Consider the following 21869-nt stretch of genomic DNA (forward strand, 5'->3'; position numbering starts at 1 on the left):
GTTGAATTTCTTTGTCAGACATAGTGATCAGCATCTATATTTTATATCCAGTCCATGGTGATAAAAATCATCATAAACCAGACATTTTTATTGGTGAGAATATAGACACTTTAAATGGGTTCTAACAATTTCATTTCGTATAACAGCCATTATGTTAAATGGAGGAGATCTGACATAATTCTTGGCTTCAGTTAACTTTCTAAAAATCTTATGACTACACTTAATATCGAAAAGAAAGCAAATCCCCTTTTAAGTGATGAGGCTCAAGAATTGTTGTGTTTTGCAACAATTAGTGAATCTAAATCTTGGAAAGATGTTCTCAATTTGTATTTAGAAATTAAAGCAAAAAATGCTCCTAAGAAAGTGTTAATGCTTTTAGAAGATATAGGACAGTGTGAATATACGTCTATGCATGCTTCGATGGGAGATGGACTTTATTTTGATACATCGGAAATTATTGAAGAGGGTGAAGATGAAGATATAAGCTATGACAACACCCTGCCATTTCAGGTTAAGTATCATATTGATCAATTATTAAGATCTGAAAATAAGGTGAACATTCATGATCTACATGGAAAATTTAATTATAGTGATCAAGACCTATCTGTTTTATTAAAAATTAATGAGCAGCCTGAAAAAATTTTAGATGAAGTTATTCAAATTAAATTAGTTAATTCTGAAAATGATCATGAAAAATTTGCAGCACAGCTCAATGGATATTTTAGTTGTGATCTATCTCCTTTTGAATCTTTCAGTTTAATCCAATATTTGGATAAGAATTTTGATCTAGAATATGTTGGCTTAGGTGCGAGTTTATTATTTTTTATCAAGAAGCCAAGCTTTACCTTAGAGAAACTGGATTCTCTCTTCGAAGAATTAGATAACATTTATTCTTATAATCAAGAAACTAGTAGTAGGTTGAAACGACATTTATCAGATCATAATTATATGATCTTACCGTATGTTGATTCTCTAGATATATTTGATTTAGATGGATAATGAATATTAAGTTCCCCTAAAATTAACATAATACACGCTATACGAATACTAACTTTTATTTCATATAAATCATTATTTTATGCTGATATGAAAAGCCCTATCATCACAGATTGGGCTTTTTTGTTGATTCTTCATCTTCCACGGTTTTTTTAATGAAATCTAATGCTATAGCAACCAAAAATGTACAGATTAAATAAGAATAGATGTCCACGTGGTTATTGATTTGCAGAAAGACAAATAACAGGTTGGGGGAGCAATTGGGGGGTAAATTCACGTACAATATCAACTAATTTGCAGGTAGATATCCTGCCTTATCAGATGATTCTGTTCTCCCGTTGAATATTGGCATACATATGGCGCAAGCAAAGAAATCTTTTCCGCAGCAAAAGTCGGAATTACATGCACGAAATCTGCACCGTAGTCGTTACGATTTTCCTCAGTTAATCAAGAGCTGTAAGGAACTTGCACCTTTTGTCAGCCCAAATAAATATAACGATTTATCGGTAGATTTTTCTGATCCGCACGCTGTGAAAATGTTGAATAAAGCATTGCTCAAGCATTTTTATGGCATTCAATATTGGGATATTCCTCAAGATTATCTTTGTCCGCCTATTCCGGGGCGAGCGGACTATATCCACTATTTGGCTGACTTGTTGAGTGCTAACAATAAAGGTCTGATTCCAGCTGGAAACACCGTTCAAGTCTTAGATATTGGCGTTGGCGCGAACTGTATTTATCCGATCATTGGTCATCGAAGCTATGGCTGGAAATTTGTCGGCTCAGACATTCATGCTGCATCGGTTAAAAGTGCCCAATTTATTGTGGAGGCAAATCCGAATCTGCGTAAAGGTATTCAGATTCGATTGCAGAAAAAAGCGAGCAATATTTTCAATGGTGTGATCAAACCTTCAGATCGTTTTGATTTGACCATGTGTAATCCGCCATTTCATGCCTCGCAAGATGAAGCCAACGCGACAGCAACGCAAAAATTAAGAAAACTGGGCAAGCCGGTTGATCGTACCAAGGTGGTGTTAAACTTTGGAGGTCAAAAAAACGAACTCTGGTGTGATGGCGGCGAAGAACGATTTGTCTGCCAAATGGTGCAAGAGAGCATTCAGTTTGCAGAGCAATGCCTTTGGTTTAGTACACTAGTTTCCAAGAAAACAACATTGCCAGTGCTTTTAAAGGCCTTAGCGAAGAGCGGCGCAGTGGATGTGAAAACTATTAAAATGACTCAGGGACAAAAAGAAAGCCGTTTTGTCGCTTGGACTTTTTTAGATTCAAAGCAGCAGCAAGCATGGAACAATGCACGTTGGACTTCAGCTTAAGTCTGTCTTCTTTGGAAATTTGGGTCATCAGTGCACTATTCCATGAATAGAGGCGAGGCATTGCAAGTATGGCGTCTTGGATCAATCCGGCGAATTTTTGCTAAACAAGACGCATTGTTAATTGTTACAAAAAACAGCATCTAGCGATTTTTGCTTATTTTGTGTTCTAAGCGCTTTGAATATTCTGCAAGGGCTTCTTTTATATGTGAAAAATGCGCGGAATTGAACTGCAAATGCGTATGTTTATCATTTAAATTTTATATAAATCATAAGCTTACAAAAATTATATTTTGCATTCATTTTGAAACTTGTCCATAATATTTGAAAAGGGTATGGAGTGAAGAAAATGCGTGGCAATCCAGAAGTCGTAGACTACTTAAATATGCTGATCGGTGGCGAACTGGCTGCTCGTGATCAATACTTAATTCATTCCCGTATGTATGAAGATTGGGGCTTAAGTAAAATCTTTGAACGTATCGATCATGAAAGCCAAGAAGAAGGCTCACATGCAGATGCATTGATTCGGCGCGTATTGTTCCTTGAAGGAACGCCGAATATGAATCGTGATGATATTGAAGTCGGTACAGACGTTGTGACTTGTTTAAAAGCGGATTTGGCGCTTGAATATCATGTTCGTGAGAAACTTGCACAAGGCGTAAAATTGTGTGAAGAAAAGGGTGACTATGTGACCCGTGATATGCTGCGTCAGCAAATGTCAGATACTGAAGAAGATCATACTTACTGGCTTGAAAAGCAAATGCGTTTGATCGAACTTATTGGCCTACCAAATTATATTCAGTCTCAAATGTAATTTAAAAAATATCCAAAAAACCCAGCTTCTGCTGGGTTTTTTATTGGGGCATGAAAACTATTGTTGTAGTCTTTTGATATCTGCCAAGACTTGCGCCGCATGTGTCTGTGTAATCACACTGGTGTAGTGATAAACAATAATGCCTTTCGGGTCAATGAGAAAGGTTTCACGTTTGGCAACTTTCAAAATCCCTAAGTTTCGTACAATACCTAACTGAGTAGCCAGCTTGTGCTGTTGGTCGGCAAGAATTGGAAAGGGAAGTCCGAGTGCTTTAGAGAACTTTTGATGTGATGCAACATCATCTAAGCTTGCGCCCAAAACAACCGCATTACTTTTTAAAAATTGTGGATATAGGGTTTTAAATTGATTGGCTTCTTCTGTACAACCGGGTGAGTTGTCTTTGGGATAAAAGTACAGAACAAGCCATTTGCCTTGATATTGCTTCAGTTCGTGCCATTTTCCATTTTGATCTTGCAATTTAAAGTTGGGTGCGGGTGTGCCAACCCATTGTTTTTGTTTGTTTTGACTGGTGCTGAGTATTGATGTTTCGGCAACTGTGATTTGGGTCGTTGCTATTAAAGCACATGTCATTAAACAGATTTTAAGCAATGAAGAAACTTTCATAGAGCATCAGTTTATATTGTTCTTTATTCGATCTTAACAAATTTTAAAGCGCTGTAGGCTGGCTGATTTTATATTTATTGAAGTCGATTGCGAATGTCTTTTGGCAAATCGGTTGATGTGCTGAAATGCCACTATCAAACTTGCTTTGAACTTTTATACTATGTGGAATCGTTTAATTTTAGAGTTTGTATTGAATCAACATATTTTACTTATTACTGGCTGGGGCGGCGGTCGTAAATTACTTGCTCCTTTACAGCAGGCATTGATCGCTCAAGGTTATCAGGTCGAATTATGGAATATTTTTGATGCCTTAAATCTAGCAGTGCTCGAACAGAAAGTTGCATTGGCGAAGCAATTTGATGTGATTATTGGCTGGTCACTTGGTGGTCAATTGGCGACGATTTTGGTAGATGAAATTCAAAAAAAATATCAACAACAAAAAGTGCTGATCACACTTGGCTCAAATCCAAGTTTTGTGGCTCATGAAAAGTGGTCTGCTGGGATGGATCAAGCGACTTTTCAAAGCTTCAAACAATCTTTCGAGCAGGATGCAATTTCGACCCTAAAAAAGTTTGGTTATATGGTTTGTCAGGGCACTGATAGCAGCAAGCAAGATTTCATCACCTTGCAAAGTTTGATTCAAGCGCAAAATTTAGATGTGCTTCGAGCAGGATTGAACTGTTTGGAGAAGCTTAATAATGTCAGTATCTTGAAAAATTACACTGGTCATCAATACCATTTGTTTGCTAAGCAAGATTTTTTAGTTAGTTACAAAGTTGAACGCTTACTGCGTAATTTAGCTGTAAAGTTTTTGGAGACTGAATTGGTTTCTGGATCACATGGCTTTCCATTGTTTCAATCTGAAGTCATAAGTTGCAAAATCTGCCAATATTTAAAGAAAATAGAACAAATCTCTGAATAGCTGGGCTTTATGGCAATTTATTTTTCCTTGCCGTGGGTTTAACATCTTGCCACATTGATGTTTAAGCCTGATACATGGAGTGAGGGATGGTCAATTTAACCGATCTACAATTTGATCAGCAGCATATTTGGCATCCCTATACATCGATGACTCAGCCCCTTCCAACGTTTAAAGTGAAACGTGCGCAAGGGGTGATGATTGAGCTTGAAGATGGTCGTCAATTGATTGATGGTATGTCTTCATGGTGGTGTGCGATTCATGGTTATAACCATCCTGAGCTAAATCAAGCTGTGACCGATCAACTGCAACAGATGTCTCATATCATGTTTGGTGGATTGACACATGATCCCGCGATTCAACTGGCTAAATTACTGTTAAAAATCACACCGCCCAGTTTAGATAAAATCTTCTTTGCTGATTCAGGTTCGGTTGCTGTCGAAGTAGCCTTGAAAATGGCAGTGCAGTATTGGGCGTCTTTGCATCAACCGAATAAAACCAATTTTATCACACCACGTTCTGGCTATCATGGCGACACTTGGAATGCGATGTCTGTGTGTGATCCCGTGACAGGGATGCATCAGATTTTTGGTTCAAGTTTGCCCAATCGAATTTTTGTTCCCGCGCCGCAAGTTGGCTTTGACCAAACGTGGAATCCAGCGGATATTGCTGAACTGGAAAAGACACTCGCCGAACAGCATGAAAATATTGCGGGATTGATTCTAGAGCCGATTGTGCAAGGTGCTGGGGGGATGCGTTTTTATCACCCAGAATATTTACGTCAAGCTAAATTACTCTGTGAGAAATATCAGGTCTTATTGATTTTTGATGAAATTGCCACAGGCTTTGGCCGTACCGGAAAATTATTTGCATGGGAATGGGCCGCAGTTGAGCCAGATATTATGTGTATTGGTAAAGGACTGACAGGCGGTTATATGACCTTGTCTGCAACCCTGACTACGCAGAAAGTTGCGAATACGATCAGCCAAGGCGAAGCGGGTGTGTTTATGCATGGCCCAACCTTTATGGCAAATCCTTTGGCTTGCGCTGTGGCTGTAAAAAGTACCGAACTGCTGCTGTCTCGAGATTGGCAAGCCAATATTCGACGTATCGAAGCTCAATTAAAGTTTTATTTACCAGCACTTTCCTCGCTTGAACATGTCAAAGACGTACGAATACTTGGTGCAATTGGTGTGGTGGAATTGACCTTTAATGTAGATATGAAAACGCTACAACAGGAGTTTGTCCGTCGCGGCATTTGGATTCGTCCATTTGGTAAGCTAGTGTATGTGATGCCGCCATATATTATTTCTGAGCATGAATTAAAAATTTTGCTAGAACAAATGGTTGAGGTGGTGAAAAACATGGAGCAGCCAGCATGAATCTGCTCAACCATTTTTCAGAGCAGCTTGATCAGCTGAAACAGCATGGCAACTTACGTCAGTTCACGTCAAATCATCAGCACGATCGTTACATTAGTATTCATGATCACAAAATGTTGAATTTGGCGTCAAATGACTATTTGGGCTTGGCGTCCAATGTTCAGCTTCGTGAGCAATTTTTTGATGAAACCCCAAATGCACAGCGTTGGATGAGTTCATCATCCTCTCGATTGCTGACAGGAAATTTTCCTGAATATGAACAGCTTGAAGACAATTTAAGCCAAGCCTTTCACGGCCGTGCAGCTCTGTTATTCAACAGTGGTTATCACATGAATATCGGGATTTTACCTGCGCTTGCAGACAGTAAAACCTTGATATTGGCGGATAAGCTGATTCATGCCAGTATGATTGATGGCATCCGATTATCGAGTGCGAAATATGTACGTTATCGCCATAATGATTTGGCGCATCTATTTCAGCTTTTATGTAAATACCATGAAGATGAGGCTTTTGAGCGGATCATTGTGGTGACGGAATCGATTTTCAGTATGGATGGTGATGAAACCGATTTAGCTGAATTGGTTCGGATCAAAAAACAATTTCCCAAAGTGATGTTGTATGTCGATGAGGCGCATGCAATCGGTGTGCGCGGTGAGCGTGGTTTAGGCTGTGCTGAGCAATATCAGGTGATGGATGATATTGATCTTTTAGTCGGGACATTTGGTAAAGCACTGGCTTCAATAGGGGGGTATCTCATCTGTCATGCGATTATTCGTGACTATTTGATTAACTCGATGCGACCGTTGATTTTTAGTACTGCACAGCCTCCAATCTGTATGGCGTGGACAGATTTTATTTTCAAGAACGTTTTAAATTTAAAAGCAGAGCGTCAACATTTACAGCAAATCAGTCAAAATTTGCAGCAAACTGTGCAAGCCAAAGGTTTTGATTGTCCATCTACATCACATATTGTGCCGGTCATTATTGGCGAGTCGAATAAAACTGTTGCCAAGGCTCAAGCTTTGCAAGCGGCAGGTTTTTATATCATGCCTGTACGTCCACCCACTGTGCCGCAGCATAGTTCGCGCTTACGCATCTCTTTGACTTCCAACATTGGTCAAGAAGAGCTGCATACATTAATCAAGCAACTAATGGCAGAGTAAGATGCTGGATAAATCTCAAATTAAGCAGCGCTTTTCTAAAGCTGTGTTGACCTATGATCAGCAGGCTGTGGTTCAAAAAAGAATCTGCACAGAGCTGGCAGGACTGATGGATCAGTATGTCGGGAAAAAACATTGGCATCAGGCTTTGGAAATTGGTTGCGGTACAGGAATGTTCACGCAGGAAGTGCTCAAGCATTGTGCAATTGATACTTTATATTTGAATGACTTGTCTGAAAATATCGTCACTTTGCAAGATGCTACCTTTTTGCAAAAGACCCATACCCATCTGCTGATGGGTGATATTGAAAAGCAGGCGCTTCCGCAAAACTTAGACTTGGTTATTTCAAGTTCTGCTTTGCAGTGGATGTCCGATTTACCGCAGTTGTTTAGCAAAATATATGAAGCTTTAAAGCCACAAGGATATTTTGTATTCAGCAGTTTTGGTAGGGAAAATTTGCGTGAAATGAAGCAACTGACGGGCTGCGGTTTGGATTATTTTGAAATTCATCTGCTGCAACGGTTTTTGATGGATTGTGGTTTTGAATTTGTCATGATGAAGCAAGAGGTACAGCAACTGTATTTTGAGCATCCGCGCGATGTGCTTCAGCATATTAAGGCAACGGGCGTGACTGCAACGGCGCAGCATCGCTGGACAAAAAGTACTTTGCAGCAGTTTTATCTAGATTATGCACAGTTTGTATCTACTCCTGATTCAGAGGTGCTTCAGTATCCGCTGACCTATCATCCCATCCAATGTATTGTAAGGAAAAAATAAGTGGCTCAAATTTACTTTATCAGTGGAATAGACACAGGCATTGGTAAAACTTATACAACAGGTTATTTAGCGAAATTGTGGAATGAGCAGGACCAAAAAACTATTACCCAAAAGTTGATCCAAACAGGCAATGTCGATATTTCTGAGGATATAGAACAACATCGTCAAATTATGGGTACAGGGTTGTTGGTCGAAGATGAAACCAAACTCACGATGCCTGAAATATTTAGTTATCCTGCATCGCCACATCTCGCCACCAAAATCGATGGACGTGACATTGATTTTGCTAAAATCGAATACGCGACAAAACGTTTAACTGAAAAATATGACAATGTTTTACTCGAAGGTGCGGGTGGGTTGATGGTGCCATTAACCACGGATCTTTTAACCATCGACTATGTTGTAGAGAAAAAATATCCCGTTATTTTGGTGACATCAGGTCGTTTGGGCAGCATTAACCATACGATTTTAAGTTTGGAAGCACTAAAAAGTCGTGGCTTGGCACTTTATGCACTGGCTTATAATTTAAATGATGAATCGCAAGATGCATTGATTTCTAAAGATACTGCTGAATATTTAAAAGCATATTTAGCGAAACACTTTCCAGAGGCGTTATGGATTGATGTTCCTGTATTGGCATAATGGGCTAACTCTATATATTGACAATGATGGGGTGTAATTATGACGGATCATGCGTTTATAGAACTTGCGATTCAACTTGCGAAAGAAAATATTGAGCAAGGTGGGCGACCATTTGGTGCTGTGATCGTTAAGCATGGTGCTGTGGTGAGTACAGGGGTGAATCAAATATTAATCTCAGGCGATCCGACATCTCATGCCGAGTTAAATGCATTAAGACAAGCCGCCCAAAATTTAAATACGACGTCTTTGAAGGACTGTGTCGTTTATGCGAGCGGACAACCATGTCCAATGTGTTTGGCAGCTCTGCGAATGGTTGGAGTTGAAAAAATTGTGTATGCCTATTCAAATGCTGATGCAGAAGCCTATGGCTTATCTACAGCAGAGATTGCCGAAAAATTAAGACATGAACCTCATGAACAGCAAGGGTTGAGTTTTAGTCAGTTAAAGCCAAACTGTGATCATGAGCTATATGAATTTTGGAAGCAGAAAAATACTTAATAAATAATAAGAGTTTCTTTCTGAGTCACTAACTGTATAGATTTCTGTGAAGAATTAAAAAAGCCAACTGAGGTGATCAGTTGGCTTTTTTTGTTGGGGAGCAATTATTGATTTGCTGAGACCCCAATTTTTTTGACATTCAAACGTTGTGCTGCTGCCATCACCATAGCGACATCTTTATATTCTGTCATTTTGTCAGGTTGCACTTTGATCGTATCCTGATCTGCTTGTTGTGCAACACCAGCAAAAAGTGTTTCTAAAGCTTGCTTATTGGCAACGGGTTGACCATTCCAAAATAATTTACCTTGCGCATCAATCCGTAAAGTGACCGGCTCAGGCGGCTTTTCATTGGTTGGCGGTGGCGTACCGTTTGGCAAATCAATATTGATCGAGTTATTTGGAATTGGAATTGTGATAATAAACATAATGAGCAAAACCAACATCACATCGATCAATGGCGTCATGTTGACGTCCAACATAACATCATCGTCTTTATCGGAACCGACATTCATTCCCATACCTTGTCCCTCATCCGATTATGGTGCGGCAACAGGGGTGGTGACAAAAGCAATTTTGCCAATTCCTGCTGCTTGTGTTGCACTAATGACTTCATCAATCGCTTCATATTTTGTCACCTGATCGCCACGGATATGAACTTCAGGTTGCGGACGCTTTTTAGCTTCCGCTTGTAGTCGACTGATCAGCGTATCTTTATCTGCAATGTATTTTTCATTCCAGAAGATATCGCCATTTTTATTGACAGCAATCTGAATATTGATCGGTTTAGTTTCATAAGGCGTATTCTTTTCCTCAGGCAACTTCACCGGAACTGTATGGATTGCAACAGGTACTGTAATTAAGAAAATAATGAGCAGCACCAACATAATATCAACCAAAGGTGTTGTGTTAATGGCTGAAATTACATCATCTTCGTCACCATCTGAATTGACCATCATTCCCATGGCTGATGCCTCTCTTATTTTGTGTCGTTATTATTGTTTTTGATCTCACCGCTTAAAAGTACGGTGTGTAGATCTGAACCAAAGGTACGAACATTATCTAGAACTGCTTTATTACGACGTGTTAACCAGTTATAGCCAAGAACCGCAGGTACTGCTACAGCCAAACCAATTGCCGTCATAATTAGGGCTTCACCGACTGGGCCTGCAACTTTATCAATAGATGCTTGACCTGAAATACCAATTGCCGTTAAAGCATGGTAAATACCCCAAACTGTACCGAATAAACCCACAAATGGTGCAGTCGAACCTACAGTAGCGAGGAAAGCTAATCCACCACTTAAATGGCTTTGAATTTTATCGATAGCACGCTGGATTGAAATAGTTACCCATGTGTTGAAGTCAATACGTTCCAGCAGATTACCGCCGTGTTTTTTGGTTGAATTAATGCCTTTTTCTGCAATAAAGCGGTATGCACTCGATTCGTCTAAGGTTTCTGCAGCGCTATCAATTGAAGCTGCATCCCAAAATTTAGCTTCAGCTTCTTTGCCTTGGCGCTTAATTTTAGCTTGTTGAATAAATTTAGTGACCATGATGTACCAAGTTCCAATCGACATCAGGACCAAGATAAAGAGTGTCGATTTAGCAACGATGTCACCTTCACGCCATAGTGCTTCTAAGCCATACGGGTTGTGGACTTCTTGGGTTGCTGCTGGTTTTGGTGGTGGCGTGTGTGTTCCATCATCGGTAATTTGAATTTTATCTTCACTGATTTCGACTTTAACCATACTTGGCGGTGTTGCAGATTCTTCAGCAAATACAGATTGAAGCGGGAGTAATGTAGTTGTTGCTAATACAGTTGCTGATGCAAAAATACGTGCTGATTTCATCATTTTATTCATTCATATTCTCCAAATTTTTGTAGATTCATTAATCAAGTTTAAATTCGTATTCAATATCAAACCAATCTTCAACTGGCTCACCATTTTTGAGTGCAGGCTTAAATGTACATAAGCTGAATGCTTTGCTAGCAGCCTTATCTAGAGATTTAGTACCACTCGATTTTTTGACCTTCACTTGTTTCGCACTGCCGTCAGGCCCAACCAATACAGAGATGCGGACAGTTCCTACTTCTTCTGCCATTGCAGCTTCACGAGGGTAATCTGGTTCTTTACATCCAACGCTACCCTCAGATGCACCACGTGTTTCCCCAGCTGGTTTTGGAGCAGGGGCAGGAGCGGGTGCTGCCGCAGCGATTGGTGCAGGTGCTGCAACAGGGCTAGGAGATGGAGAGGCTGTAGGCGTAGGTGTTGAAACGGCTTTCACTGTTTGTGTTGGTGCAGCTTTTTCAACAACCTTTTGTTCAGGTTGAGGGTCTGGTGTTTTGAGCACTTCCTTAACGAGTTTTGGTAATTCAGGTGGTTTTTCAATTGGTTTCGGTTTTTCTGGCTCAGGTTTTTTATCTTGAATAATGATTAATTCAACAGGTTCTTCTACAGTTTTCTCACCTTTTTTGGACAGGCCAGTAATTAATCCGTAGAGTACAATGAGATGCAGAAGAATGACTGCCCCAATTCCGATCAGGCGTTTGCCGGAATTATTTTCTAATTCGGAAAAGCTTTTGCCCATTACTACTCCTGAAATGTGAGACAAACAATCAATAGTGAAATTGGCACTTGAGATATAAGTGTTTTTTGCATTTTTTATGTTTGACTAATTAAATAAATTAACGCTACTAACACGGTTAGACGAGTAACCGTGTTAGCAAAGTTATGTTTTAGAAGAATTTATATGTACCACGTACAAAGTAAGTACGTCCTGTTGGATCGCTGTAGCGAGGGTCATAACCATACTGTGCATTGTTTTTTGCGTCAGATGCAGCTGGCTCGGCATCAAACATATTTTTGATACCTGCTGTAAGCTCTAGATTTTTAAAGCCTTTGTAAGTACCTGCAACGTTATACAAGGTATAGTCAGCAACATCACGAGTTTCAGATGCGTCTTCATAACCGCGGGTGAATTGTTGTTCGAAACGCAATCCCCAGTTTTCATATGCCCAATTTAGGTTGGCCGTATGTTTCCAGCGGACAACTGCAGGGTCATCATAAACACCGACTAAGCCTTCCCATTCACCGCCTTTTTCAGTTTGGTAATCCATTTTGATGACATAAGTACCATCAATACCGAAGCCCCAACGTCCTGTAGGTGTATTTGGAGTTTGATAATTTAGACTTAAATCAACACCAGAAGTTTTTAAACCACCCATGTTTTGCAGTGTTGTATTTAAATACTGAATTCGGCCATCTGGTGCATATACAATTAAGTTACCGTATTGACTAAGATTGTCGAAAATCATGTCAGGTGTAATTGAACCAACAAGATCTTCAATTTCAATATTGTAGTAATCAGCAGTAAAGACTAAGTTTTTGATTGGTTCAAAGACGAAACCAGCTGTATATGATGTTGATTCTTCAGGTTGAAGATCTGGGTTACCACCTTGCTTGCGTTTGAATTGCATACCACATTGGTCGGCGTAGTTAACATCATTTGGCTTGCCCTCAGCATCACAAAATCTTGGATTGTCGAAGCTGGCGCTAGTGTATGTTTCGCTTTGTGGAGCGTTGATTTCCCAAAGGCTTGGGGCACGGAAACCAGTGCTATATGACGAACGGAACATCAATTGCTTTGTCGGTTCCCAACGTAATGAAACTTTCGGGTTGAATGTATCGCCGAAATCACTGAAATCATCATAACGCGCTGCAAGTTGAGCTTCTAAGGTTGGTAAAATCGGAATGTGGAATTCTGTAAAGAATGCTGTATTTTCACGATCACCTTTACTGATTGGTTTATCAGGGTCTATACCACTACCAGGAACTAAAGCGACAATCGGTGAGTTTACTTTAGCCTCCCAATCTTGCTTAGTGAAACTACCACCGAATGCAAAACCAACTTCACCCGCAGGTAGTTCGAAAATTGGTCGGCTAATTGTGAAGTCAACAGAAGTTGATTCTAAACTCGCGACGTTTGTTTTACCTCTAACATCAAAAGTCGACCATTTCCCTGCATCTTCAGGTGCTTGCGCACCAAATGGATTAAGTGTTCCATCATTCAGCGCATCTTGTACTTTCTCCATGTTGAGATAGCCGCTCTTGAAGCTGTCACTTGATTCACCTTTGGCATATGTCACCCCAGCATTCACATCCCAGCCTAAAGCTTCACCTTCAATTCCGGCAAAGACACGATTCGATTCATTAATGGTGTGTGATACACGATTACCAGCTTGAGAACGAAGATAAAGGGCAGCTTCATCATCTTTTAAACCAGTTATACCTGGAGTTATGCCATTGCCAGGGTAGTATTTACTTGTATTCGGAATAGTTAGGCTACCACCCCAAACATCTGGAGCAATAGAAGTGGTGACTTCGCTTTTTGTATAGATGTATTCAGCAACAGCATTGATATTGTCATTGATTTTAATTGTAGCTTTACCAAGAGCAGATAGTGTTTCTTCTTCCGGAATAATACCAATCAATGCTTGGGTATTAAGTAAACAGCGTGTACCAGAGACAAATGTATTTGGTGCATTATTACAGTTATCGTTGATATACGGGTTAACAATACCAACGCCTGAATCACCGATATTTGCAGGGAATCCAGCTGTCGATCCAATTGCCATACCGAGTTCAGGAATTAAACCGCCACGTTTACTGACTTTACGATCTTTAGCCCAGATTGGGTCGGTTTTACGATAATCGATAACACCATAGACATTAAAACCTTGTTCATCTAAATCGCCATAACCACCAAAAATAGAGACGTCCTTTTTATCGCCTCCAGCTTCTTCAGGTGCAAATATACCTCCGCTAATACCAGCGCCTGTATATTGTTTTTTAGTGATAAAGTTGATTACACCTGCGATTGCATCTGCACCATAAACGGCAGATGCACCATCACGTAGGACTTCGACGCGGTCTACCATTGCCAATGGAATGATATTCAAATTGACTTCTGAAGTACTGAATGGACTATTTGCCAGACGGCGACCATTTAAAAGGACAAGTGTTTTATCGGTACCAATACCACGTAAATTTGCTGAAGAACCAGAGGTATTACTTTTACCAATATTCTGGGAAGTCACAAAGCCAGCCTGGTTAGCACTGACTTTATTCATCGCTTCTTCCACAGTGGTAACACCCTGTTTAATTAATTCTTCAGCTTTAATCACCGTAATTGGTGATGCACTCTGTGCTGCTACCCCTTTAATTGAAGAGCCTGTTACGGTCACTTTAGCTACTTTTGGCTGAGCTTTCTCTTCTTCGTCCGTATTATCTGCTGCATGCGCTAAAGATAAACACAGCATACTTAAACTAAGAGTACTTAATTTAAGTATTGTTTTGCTAAATGGTGTGCCCCCCACAGATTTAGCATTTTTTTTCTCTTTCATAGTAAAAGTATTCCTTTTTGTTGTAGTTAGCGATATTGCTTGATTCTTTTTAAGCAATTCAAGTGCCATATTTATATTTAAATTTTATTTTCAAATATAAAATACTGATAAATATCTACATTATTGATTTTAAATTGGAGAAATTTAAGATGAACGGTAAGTATATTTTTTAAAATTATCCTTTTGATTGGGGTTTGTTGGGAATTTAACATTTGATCAAAAAAAAATTTAAAAACATGATTAGGTGCAAATTAAACCATAAAAAGTGTGATTTAATTCATATTTATGTGTTTGATTTATAAGGCTAATAAGAGAAATAAATAAAAAATAAAAACCATAAATTCAGTGGCTTAGTTGTCTGTTGTCTGTCATTTCATCTGAACATGATCCATTATGAATCAGGAATGTATTATATTTGTGCAGAATGTGCATGGATGAGTACACATCCAAGAGTTGAATTTTTGATAAAAACGAGCTTTACTCGGAAAGTCGCTATTAGTATAAATTTATCTTAAAAAATGAATTTAAAAGGATATTTAATTCAGATAACTTTCAACCAAGGAGTGGTGGCATGAATTTCGCTTTATATTAATTGCTGTATTAAGTTCTACGTTTAAAACTCAATTTAAACTAGATTGTTTTATTTTAGTGAGGGTGGCTTTATTTAAAGTCTGCTTGCGGCTTTGTATTATTAAAAAATCATCAGAAAGGAAAAGGTTTGGAAACTAGAAAATTTAAAATAGCGCTCCTTGCATTATTAATTTCAACAGGGATGATGGCCGAGGTTCAAGCTTCTGCACAATCGAATAAAGTTTTAAATATTGCATTTGAAGCACCTGATGATGGTTTTGATATGGTCAAAACCTATAATTATTATAGTGGCAATATTGCGGAAGCCATTTTTGAACCCTTATTGAAATATGACTATCTAGCACGTCCTGTTGTTCTTGTTCCAAATACCATTGAAGCGATGCCAAAGATTGAACAAGAAGGAAAAGTCTATACCTTCAAAATCAAAAGAGGCATCCATTTTTCAGATGATCCAGCCTTTAAGGGAAAAAAACGCGAGCTAGTTGCGCAAGATTACATTTACGCGATTCAACGAATTTTAGATCCAGCTAACCGTTCTCCGACCTATTCATTTATTGATGGCAAAATCTTAGGAGGGGATGCGGTCGTTGCGGATGCAAAGAAGTCAGGAAAATTTAATTACAATGCGGCTATTGCCGGCCTAAAAGCGATAGATCCTTATACTTTGCAAATTACTTTGACGCGCCCTGACTATAATTTTCAATATATTTTGGCCTATGTTACGTTTGGTGCAATTTCAAAAGAAGTTGTTGAATTTTATGGCAATAAAATTGCACAGCATCCTGTGGGAACGGGACCGTATCAGCTCAGTAAATATGTGCCACGTAGCAAGATCGAACTGGTTGCAAACCCGAATTATCGTGGTTTTGTCTGGAATTTTAAATCGACAGGCACAGCTTGGGACAATCAGTTAGTTAAAGAAATGAACGGGAAGAAAATGCCGCAAATCGGCAAAGTTTCCGTCAGTATTATTGAAGAAGAACAGTCACGGTGGTTAGCATTTAAAACAGGGCAGCTGAATTTTGATAAATTGACCTCAAATGCAGTACCGCAAGCCTTAGATTCGCAAAATAAACTTAAGCCTGATATGCAAAAGCTCGGCATTAAGCATTATCCAAATAAAGATGCTGAAATCACCTACAGCATGTTCAATATGCAAGACCCGCTTGTCGGTGGTCAAAGCCTTGAAAAGATTGCGTTACGCCGTGCTATCAGCATGTCATACAATCAAGCTGAAGCGATTAAACAGTTATATCAAGGGCAGGCCGTAAAGGCTGAAATGTTTTTGCCAGAAGGTGTGAGTGGCTTTAATCCAAAATATCGCAGCAGTTTGGGATATAACCCATTGCTGGCCAATAAATTACTGGATCGATTTGGGTATAAGAAAGGTGCTGATGGTTATCGAACCTTGCCCGATGGTAAAGCGTTGACCTTAAAAATAAATACTGAAAATAGCTCTAAATCAGTGATTCAATCTGAGTTGTGGAAAAAAAATCTCGATGCCATTGGGATACGGGTACAGTTTAAGGTCAGTAACTTTGCTGATAATTTAAAAGAAGCAATGCAATGTAAATATATGATGTGGTCAGGAGCGTGGATTGCAGATTATCCTGAAGGGGAGAACTTTGCTCAATTACTATATGGGCCAAATTCAGGACAAGGGAATTTAAGTTGTTATCAATCTAAAGCTTATGACGCTTTATATAAACAAGCAATTGTGTTGAAACCTAAAGATCGTGAACCTTTTTATGAAAAAATGAACCGTCAAATTGAAGCGGATAACCCTTGGATTATCCATTCTACACGGATTCGTAATTGGTTAATTCACCCTGAAATTCAGGGGTATAAAACACATCCAATGATGAACACCAGTTGGCAATATCTCGATATTCAGCCTAGTAAAAAATAATTGAGTCAGGATTACAATGAAGCGAAATTCGAATTTTACGCTAACCAAATTTGCTACAGCGTGTTTGATGGGGGGAGTGCTATTCAGTGCGATGCCGACATTAGCAATGGCAAAGAATCCAGCAGATCCAAATAAAGTTTTACGTCATATTTTCCCTGTCGCAGAAACAGGTTTTGACCCAGTTGGCGTACATGATCTGTATTCTGCACATGTGAATACCTCAATCTTTGAAACCTTATATACCTATGACTATTTAGCATCACCAGCAAAGTTGGTTCCTAAAACGGCGGCTGCGATGCCAGAAATCAGTGCTGATGGTTTGACTTATACCATTCGCCTGCAAAGAGGCATTTATTTTGCGGATGATCCTGTATTTAAGGGCAAAAAAAGAGAATTAACCTCGGCTGATTATGCATATACCTTTAGACGTTTAGTCGATCCACAACTTCGTTCACCAAACAGTTGGCTACTTGATGGTCGTATTTTAGGGATGGAGAAGGTTTTAGAAAAGGCAAAAAAAACAGGTAAGTTTGATTATGATGCGCCCATTGAAGGCATACAAACCCCTGATCGGTATACCCTTGTCATTCGTTTAAATTCTCCAGATCAAAACTTTCCAATGTTATTGGCTCATCAACCTGCATCGGCCATGGCACGTGAAGTGGTCGAAAAATATCGAGACAAAGCGGGTTTTGTGATGGGTAAACCTGTGGGCACAGGGCCATATATTTTGACACGCTGGACACCTGGTTCACGAATTATTTTAAAGGCCAATCCAAACTATCGTGGCTTTGTCTGGGACTTTAAAGCATCAGATGCCAAAGATGAAAAGATTGTAAAAGCCATGCAAGGCAAAAAAATGCCGCAAATTGGCGTGATTGATATTCAGGTGATGGAAGAATCACAATCACGTTGGTTGACCTTTGCAAAAAATGAAGCGGATTTGTTGGTACTAGATGGAGATTTGTCGGTACAAGCCTTAAAAGATGGAGAGCTAAAGCCTGAGTTGGCTAAAAAAGGCATCCAAATGTCGCGGATTTCTGACCCCTCTATCGACTATCACTATTGGAATATGCAAAACCCTGTGGTTGGAGGTTTTAGTAAAGAAAAAATTGCATTACGTCGTGCAATGGCGATGGCTTATTCAGCAGATAATCAAATCAAAATTTTGATGAATGGTGATGCACAAAAATTACAAAGCCCAATTCCACTCGGCGTTGTCGGCTATGACCCGAATTATAAGTCGAGTATTCCATACTCAGTTAAAGCGGCAAATTTATTGCTCGATCGTTATAACTATAAAGTCGGCGCAGATGGTTGGCGTACTCAACCGAATGGTAAACCGCTTACGATTGAAATGACGATATCGGGCAATAGTAGCCGTAGTCAGCAGTTGGGCGAATTTTGGAAGAAAACTTTAGATAGCATCAAAATTAAAATGACAACAAAGTCGATGCCATTTGCAGAAGCTTTAAAAGCCGAAAAACAGTGTAAAACCATGTTTAAAGCATCTGCATGGATCGCAGACTATCCAGATGCAGACAATTTTATGCAATTGTTCTATGGCAAAAATATCAATGTCACCAACAACGGCTGTTCAAAAATTCCTGAATACGACCGTTTATATGAACAGACGCAGCGTATGAAACCGGGACCGGAGCGTGATGCAATCTATCGGAAAATGTCACGCATATTAGAAGTGTACATGCCTGTCCAAATTAATTATGCACGTTACCGTAGTGTGTTGTCGCAACCACGCGTGATTGGTTATAAAAAGCATCCAATTTTGGCAACAGAATGGATGTACATCGATATTGACCCGAAAAAATAAAATGGAACAAAACTGGAGAAATTATGAAAAATAAAGCTTTGAAACTCACCACCCTCAGTATGTTGATGATCGGCGCTAGCCAATTCGTTCAAGCCGAAGATTCAATACGGAGTACTTTGCCAAAGTTCCAAGCCAAAGAAATACCTGCGCTGTGTGATGCCAAAATTCAGCAAGTGAAAACAGATTTAGCGGCATTTGAGCAAAAAAAGATAAAAAATAATGCAAAAGTAGCACCTGTTTTGGCGGAGTGGGATCAAATTTTTGCCAAATTTGAAGATTTTTATGGACCAATCGGACTATATAGCAACGTCGATCCTGATGAGGTTTTACGTAAGGCTGCGGAAGATTGTGAAATTAAAATTATGGAGTTTCAAACTTCGGTTTATCAAAATCCAAAACTTTATGAGCAAATTAAAAAACTCAAAACCAATGACGAAATTGATAAAAAAATGCGTCAAGACATCTTGGATGGTTTTGAAAATACAGGGGTACAATTTACACCTGAAAAACGTGCTCGTTTGAAAGCTATCTTTGATGAATTAGCAAAAATTGAACAAGAATATGCGCGTAATGTACGAGATAATAAAGAAAAACTGGAGTTTACACCGGCGGAGTTGAAAGGCTTGCCAGACAGCTATATTTCGGGCTTAAAGAAAAATGAAAAGGGCAATTATTTGCTCGGTTTTGAATACCCAGAATACCGTCCATTTATGGAACTCGCAGAAAGCGATGATGCGCGTAAGCGTTACCAAACTGCATTCACGCGTCGTGGTACTGAGAAAAACTTAGTATTGTTAAAGCAAGCAATGGATTTACGTTATGAAATTGCGCAGCTCTTTGGCAAAAAAAGCTATGCCGAATGGGTGTTGCAACACCGTATGGCAAAAGACCCTGAAACAGTGAATAAGTTCTTAGCCGATGTTCATCAAACGGTGGCACCTTTAGAGAAAAAAGAAGTTGAGACTTTACGTGAGTTCAAAGCGAAAAGCCTGAAAATTCCACTCGAAAAAGCTGAAATCAATCGCTGGAGTGAGAGTTACTGGAGTGAAAAACTTCGCAAAGAAAAGTATCAAATCGATCAAGAAAAATTGCGTGACTATTTCCCAACCCAAGCATCTCAAGAATGGATTTTTGCCATTTCATCTGACCTTTATGGCATTGAATTTAAGCCTGCGAAAGTCGATGTTTGGCAGTCAGAAGTTGAATATTACGATGTAAAAGATAAAAAGACCGGTGAGTTGCTTGGTGGTTTATATATCGATAAATACCCACGTGAAGGGAAGTATGGTCATGCGGCTGTTTGGGGCGTAAAAGGTGGTAGTACCTTGACTAAGCGTAAACCAATTTCTGCTTTGGTGACTAATTTTAACCGTAAAGGTCTAAATAGTGATGAACTTGAAACCTTTGTTCATGAGTTTGGTCATGCTTTACACGGTATTTTGTCCAATACACGCTATGCATCCCAATCGGGGACTTCAGTAGAGCGCGACTTTGTAGAAGCACCTTCACAAATGTATGAAGAATGGGCGCGTCGTAAAGAAACTTTATCTACACTCGCAAATTACTGTAATCCAGCGTGTCCACCTGTAGATGATGCACTGATTAATAAATTAAAAGTAGTTCATAGCTATGGACGTGGTTTGCATTATGCACGTCAAGCCTTGTATGCAAAATATGATATGGCACTTCACTCATCAGATGCTTTGAGTGTTAAACCTTTAGATGTCTGGAAGAAAATGGAAGGCGAGACAGCTTTAGGCTATGTCCCAAGCACTGAATTCCCAGGACAATTCAACCATATCATGGGCGGTTACCAAGTTGGCTATTATGGCTATATGTGGTCTGAAGTGATGGCACTCGATATGTTGTCTGCTTTCGGAGATAACCTAAATAACCCTGAAGTGGGACAACGCTACCGTAAAACGATCTTGTCGCAAGGTGGTCAATATGAAGCAGAAAAATTGGTACATGATTTCTTAGGTCGTAAACCTGATAACAAAGCTTTCTTTGATGAAATTACTGGACAACGAGTGAAGTAAGGACAACTTTATGCTGGCATATATCATACGGCGTATATGGCAGATGATCCCAACGATGTTGGGGGTTGTTCTGCTCATATTCTTCTTATTTAATTGGGTAGGTGGGGACCCTGCTTATATTTTAGCAGGCAAAATGTCGAACCCAGAGCAAATTGAAAACATCCGTCAACAGTTGGGGGTTGATCAACCCTACTATGTCCAATTGTGGATCTTCATTAAGCAGATTTTAACTTTTGATTATGGAATGAGTTGGAGTACAGGTGAGTCGGTGTCAGATATTATTTTGACCCGTCTAGGACCATCACTGACGATTTTAATTCCTTTAACTATTTTGCAAACGATCATTTCAATTGGTTTGGCACTTGCTGTGGCTTCAGTTCGTGGCACATTAACCGATCGTATGATTATGATGCTTTGTACGATTGGTATGTCGATCAGTATTTTGGTTTATATTATTGTTTTTCAATATGTTTTTGCATATCAGTTGAGTTGGTTTCCGGTTCAAGGCTGGAGTGATCACTTTAGCGAAAACTTATTTAAATACGGTTTATTGCCTATCTTAATTATGTTGGTGGTAAGTATTGCGCCAACTTTGCGCTTATACCGCAGTTTTGTATTGGATGAAGTCAATCAAGACTATGTTCGAACTGCGCGCGCAAAAGGTGTGGGTGAAAGCCGTATTTTAGGTGTACATGTACTGCGTAACGCCTCAATTCCAATTATTACCGATGTCATGTCGAGTCTACCGGCACTGCTGATAGGCGCTTTCCTGATTGAACGATTCTTTGGTATTCCGGGTATTGGTCGTGAAGTCATTATTGCTGTTGAACGCAGTGACTTCCCTGTCATTAAGGCGATTACAGTCTACGTTGCAGCGGCTACAATGATTTTTAACTTAATCGCGGATTTGATTTATAAACTTGTCGATCCTCGCGTTCAGTTGAAGTAGGTGGCC

General features: G+C 39.4%; 19 protein-coding genes. 13 read left to right on the plus strand and 6 right to left on the minus strand.

Features of this window, described 5'->3' with window-relative positions; genetic code table 11:
* Positions 1-210: 210 nt before the first annotated feature.
* From FTV11_RS00005 to bfr, 3 genes are all read left to right on the plus strand, one after another.
* Positions 211-999: a hypothetical protein gene (locus tag FTV11_RS00005; RefSeq protein WP_180011991.1), complete on the plus strand. Its 789-nt coding sequence runs from the start codon at positions 211-213 to the stop codon at positions 997-999.
* Positions 1000-1352: 353 nt separating this feature from the next.
* Positions 1353-2327, plus strand: coding sequence for a 23S rRNA (adenine(1618)-N(6))-methyltransferase RlmF (rlmF, locus tag FTV11_RS00010; protein ID WP_180073180.1), 975 nt, complete (start codon positions 1353-1355; stop codon positions 2325-2327).
* Positions 2328-2673: 346 nt separating this feature from the next.
* Positions 2674-3138 carry a bacterioferritin gene (gene bfr / locus FTV11_RS00015; RefSeq protein WP_067762676.1) on the plus strand — a complete coding sequence of 155 codons (465 nt, stop codon included), beginning with the start codon at positions 2674-2676 and terminating at the stop codon, positions 3136-3138.
* 57 nt (positions 3139-3195) lie between these two features.
* Here the strand turns inward: bfr and FTV11_RS00020 are convergent, their stop codons facing one another.
* Positions 3196-3762, minus strand: a complete 567-nt coding sequence (locus FTV11_RS00020; protein ID WP_180073181.1) for a peroxiredoxin — start codon at positions 3760-3762, stop codon at positions 3196-3198.
* 160 nt (positions 3763-3922) lie between these two features.
* On the opposite strand from FTV11_RS00020, the gene FTV11_RS00025 reads away from it, so the two are divergent.
* The 6 genes from FTV11_RS00025 (at position 3923) to FTV11_RS00050 (ending at position 9141) form a co-directional block, all read left to right on the plus strand.
* The gene (locus tag FTV11_RS00025) at positions 3923-4684 is read left to right on the plus strand and encodes a YqiA/YcfP family alpha/beta fold hydrolase (protein WP_180073182.1); all 762 of its coding nucleotides are present in this window, start codon (positions 3923-3925) and stop codon (positions 4682-4684) included.
* A gap of 86 nt (positions 4685-4770) precedes the next feature.
* Positions 4771-6063, plus strand: coding sequence for an adenosylmethionine--8-amino-7-oxononanoate transaminase (gene bioA, locus FTV11_RS00030; RefSeq protein ID WP_180073183.1), 1293 nt, complete (start codon positions 4771-4773; stop codon positions 6061-6063).
* Complete coding sequence (locus tag FTV11_RS00035) at positions 6060-7226, plus strand: 8-amino-7-oxononanoate synthase (RefSeq protein ID WP_180073184.1); 1167 nt, start codon at positions 6060-6062, stop codon at positions 7224-7226. Before bioA ends, FTV11_RS00035 begins: the two co-directional genes overlap by 4 nt.
* Before the next feature lies 1 nt (position 7227).
* Entirely contained in the window at positions 7228-8001 is a 774-nt protein-coding gene (gene bioC, locus FTV11_RS00040) for a malonyl-ACP O-methyltransferase BioC (protein ID WP_180073185.1), read from the plus strand.
* Positions 8002-8643: a dethiobiotin synthase gene (bioD, locus tag FTV11_RS00045; RefSeq protein WP_180073186.1), complete on the plus strand. Its 642-nt coding sequence runs from the start codon at positions 8002-8004 to the stop codon at positions 8641-8643.
* A 39-nt stretch (positions 8644-8682) separates the two neighbouring features.
* A complete protein-coding gene (locus tag FTV11_RS00050; RefSeq protein WP_180073187.1) occupies positions 8683-9141 on the plus strand; it encodes a nucleoside deaminase in 459 nt (152 codons plus the stop codon).
* Between the two features lie 104 nt (positions 9142-9245).
* Here FTV11_RS00050 and FTV11_RS00055 read toward each other — a convergent pair whose 3' ends face one another.
* The 5 genes from FTV11_RS00055 to FTV11_RS00075 all read right to left on the minus strand — a co-directional run bounded on the left by FTV11_RS00055 (position 9246) and on the right by FTV11_RS00075 (position 14544).
* Positions 9246-9659: a biopolymer transporter ExbD gene (locus tag FTV11_RS00055; RefSeq protein ID WP_078190075.1), complete on the minus strand. Its 414-nt coding sequence runs from the start codon at positions 9657-9659 to the stop codon at positions 9246-9248.
* Between the two features lie 18 nt (positions 9660-9677).
* The gene (locus tag FTV11_RS00060) at positions 9678-10103 is read right to left on the minus strand and encodes a biopolymer transporter ExbD (protein WP_078190074.1); all 426 of its coding nucleotides are present in this window, start codon (positions 10101-10103) and stop codon (positions 9678-9680) included.
* Between the two features lie 14 nt (positions 10104-10117).
* On the minus strand, positions 10118-10993 hold the full coding sequence (locus FTV11_RS00065) for a MotA/TolQ/ExbB proton channel family protein (protein WP_373685391.1): 876 nt from the start codon (positions 10991-10993) through the stop codon (positions 10118-10120).
* A gap of 37 nt (positions 10994-11030) precedes the next feature.
* Positions 11031-11729 carry an energy transducer TonB gene (locus FTV11_RS00070; protein ID WP_180026721.1) on the minus strand — a complete coding sequence of 233 codons (699 nt, stop codon included), beginning with the start codon at positions 11727-11729 and terminating at the stop codon, positions 11031-11033.
* A gap of 148 nt (positions 11730-11877) precedes the next feature.
* Positions 11878-14544 carry a TonB-dependent receptor gene (locus tag FTV11_RS00075; RefSeq protein ID WP_168379578.1) on the minus strand — a complete coding sequence of 889 codons (2667 nt, stop codon included), beginning with the start codon at positions 14542-14544 and terminating at the stop codon, positions 11878-11880.
* A 772-nt stretch (positions 14545-15316) separates the two neighbouring features.
* Here FTV11_RS00075 and FTV11_RS00080 point away from each other — a divergent pair.
* From FTV11_RS00080 to FTV11_RS00095, 4 genes are all read left to right on the plus strand, one after another.
* Entirely contained in the window at positions 15317-17044 is a 1728-nt protein-coding gene (locus tag FTV11_RS00080) for an ABC transporter substrate-binding protein (protein WP_180050335.1), read from the plus strand.
* A 67-nt stretch (positions 17045-17111) separates the two neighbouring features.
* A complete protein-coding gene (locus tag FTV11_RS00085; protein ID WP_373685390.1) occupies positions 17112-18875 on the plus strand; it encodes an ABC transporter substrate-binding protein in 1764 nt (587 codons plus the stop codon).
* Positions 18876-18898: 23 nt separating this feature from the next.
* Complete coding sequence (locus tag FTV11_RS00090) at positions 18899-20914, plus strand: M3 family metallopeptidase (protein ID WP_180073188.1); 2016 nt, start codon at positions 18899-18901, stop codon at positions 20912-20914.
* 10 nt (positions 20915-20924) lie between these two features.
* Positions 20925-21863 (plus strand): ABC transporter permease, encoded by a 939-nt coding sequence (locus FTV11_RS00095; protein WP_078190067.1) that lies wholly within the window; start codon positions 20925-20927, stop codon positions 21861-21863.
* The last annotated feature ends 6 nt before the right edge of the window (positions 21864-21869 follow it).

The sequence above is a fragment of the Acinetobacter sp. YH12231 genome (assembly GCF_013417755.1).
In the GTDB taxonomy this organism is placed as follows: domain Bacteria; phylum Pseudomonadota; class Gammaproteobacteria; order Pseudomonadales; family Moraxellaceae; genus Acinetobacter; species Acinetobacter amyesii.

What these genes read in the sequence shown, in the direction of transcription:
- FTV11_RS00005 (WP_180011991.1), top strand. Translation starts at nt 211, where the DNA reads ATGACTACACTTAATATCGAAAAGAAAGCAAATCCCCTTTTAAGTGAT.
- rlmF (WP_180073180.1), top strand. Translation starts at nt 1,353, where the DNA reads ATGGCGCAAGCAAAGAAATCTTTTCCGCAGCAAAAGTCGGAATTACAT.
- bfr (WP_067762676.1), top strand. Translation starts at nt 2,674, where the DNA reads ATGCGTGGCAATCCAGAAGTCGTAGACTACTTAAATATGCTGATCGGT.
- FTV11_RS00020 (WP_180073181.1), bottom strand. Translation starts at nt 3,762, where the DNA reads ATGAAAGTTTCTTCATTGCTTAAAATCTGTTTAATGACATGTGCTTTA.
- FTV11_RS00025 (WP_180073182.1), top strand. Translation starts at nt 3,923, where the DNA reads ATGTGGAATCGTTTAATTTTAGAGTTTGTATTGAATCAACATATTTTA.
- bioA (WP_180073183.1), top strand. Translation starts at nt 4,771, where the DNA reads ATGGTCAATTTAACCGATCTACAATTTGATCAGCAGCATATTTGGCAT.
- FTV11_RS00035 (WP_180073184.1), top strand. Translation starts at nt 6,060, where the DNA reads ATGAATCTGCTCAACCATTTTTCAGAGCAGCTTGATCAGCTGAAACAG.
- bioC (WP_180073185.1), top strand. Translation starts at nt 7,228, where the DNA reads ATGCTGGATAAATCTCAAATTAAGCAGCGCTTTTCTAAAGCTGTGTTG.
- FTV11_RS00050 (WP_180073187.1), top strand. Translation starts at nt 8,683, where the DNA reads ATGACGGATCATGCGTTTATAGAACTTGCGATTCAACTTGCGAAAGAA.
- FTV11_RS00055 (WP_078190075.1), bottom strand. Translation starts at nt 9,659, where the DNA reads ATGGGAATGAATGTCGGTTCCGATAAAGACGATGATGTTATGTTGGAC.
- FTV11_RS00060 (WP_078190074.1), bottom strand. Translation starts at nt 10,103, where the DNA reads ATGGGAATGATGGTCAATTCAGATGGTGACGAAGATGATGTAATTTCA.
- FTV11_RS00065 (WP_373685391.1), bottom strand. Translation starts at nt 10,993, where the DNA reads ATGATGAAATCAGCACGTATTTTTGCATCAGCAACTGTATTAGCAACA.
- FTV11_RS00070 (WP_180026721.1), bottom strand. Translation starts at nt 11,729, where the DNA reads ATGGGCAAAAGCTTTTCCGAATTAGAAAATAATTCCGGCAAACGCCTG.
- FTV11_RS00075 (WP_168379578.1), bottom strand. Translation starts at nt 14,544, where the DNA reads ATGAAAGAGAAAAAAAATGCTAAATCTGTGGGGGGCACACCATTTAGC.
- FTV11_RS00080 (WP_180050335.1), top strand. Translation starts at nt 15,317, where the DNA reads ATGATGGCCGAGGTTCAAGCTTCTGCACAATCGAATAAAGTTTTAAAT.
- FTV11_RS00085 (WP_373685390.1), top strand. Translation starts at nt 17,112, where the DNA reads ATGGGGGGAGTGCTATTCAGTGCGATGCCGACATTAGCAATGGCAAAG.
- FTV11_RS00090 (WP_180073188.1), top strand. Translation starts at nt 18,899, where the DNA reads ATGAAAAATAAAGCTTTGAAACTCACCACCCTCAGTATGTTGATGATC.
- FTV11_RS00095 (WP_078190067.1), top strand. Translation starts at nt 20,925, where the DNA reads ATGCTGGCATATATCATACGGCGTATATGGCAGATGATCCCAACGATG.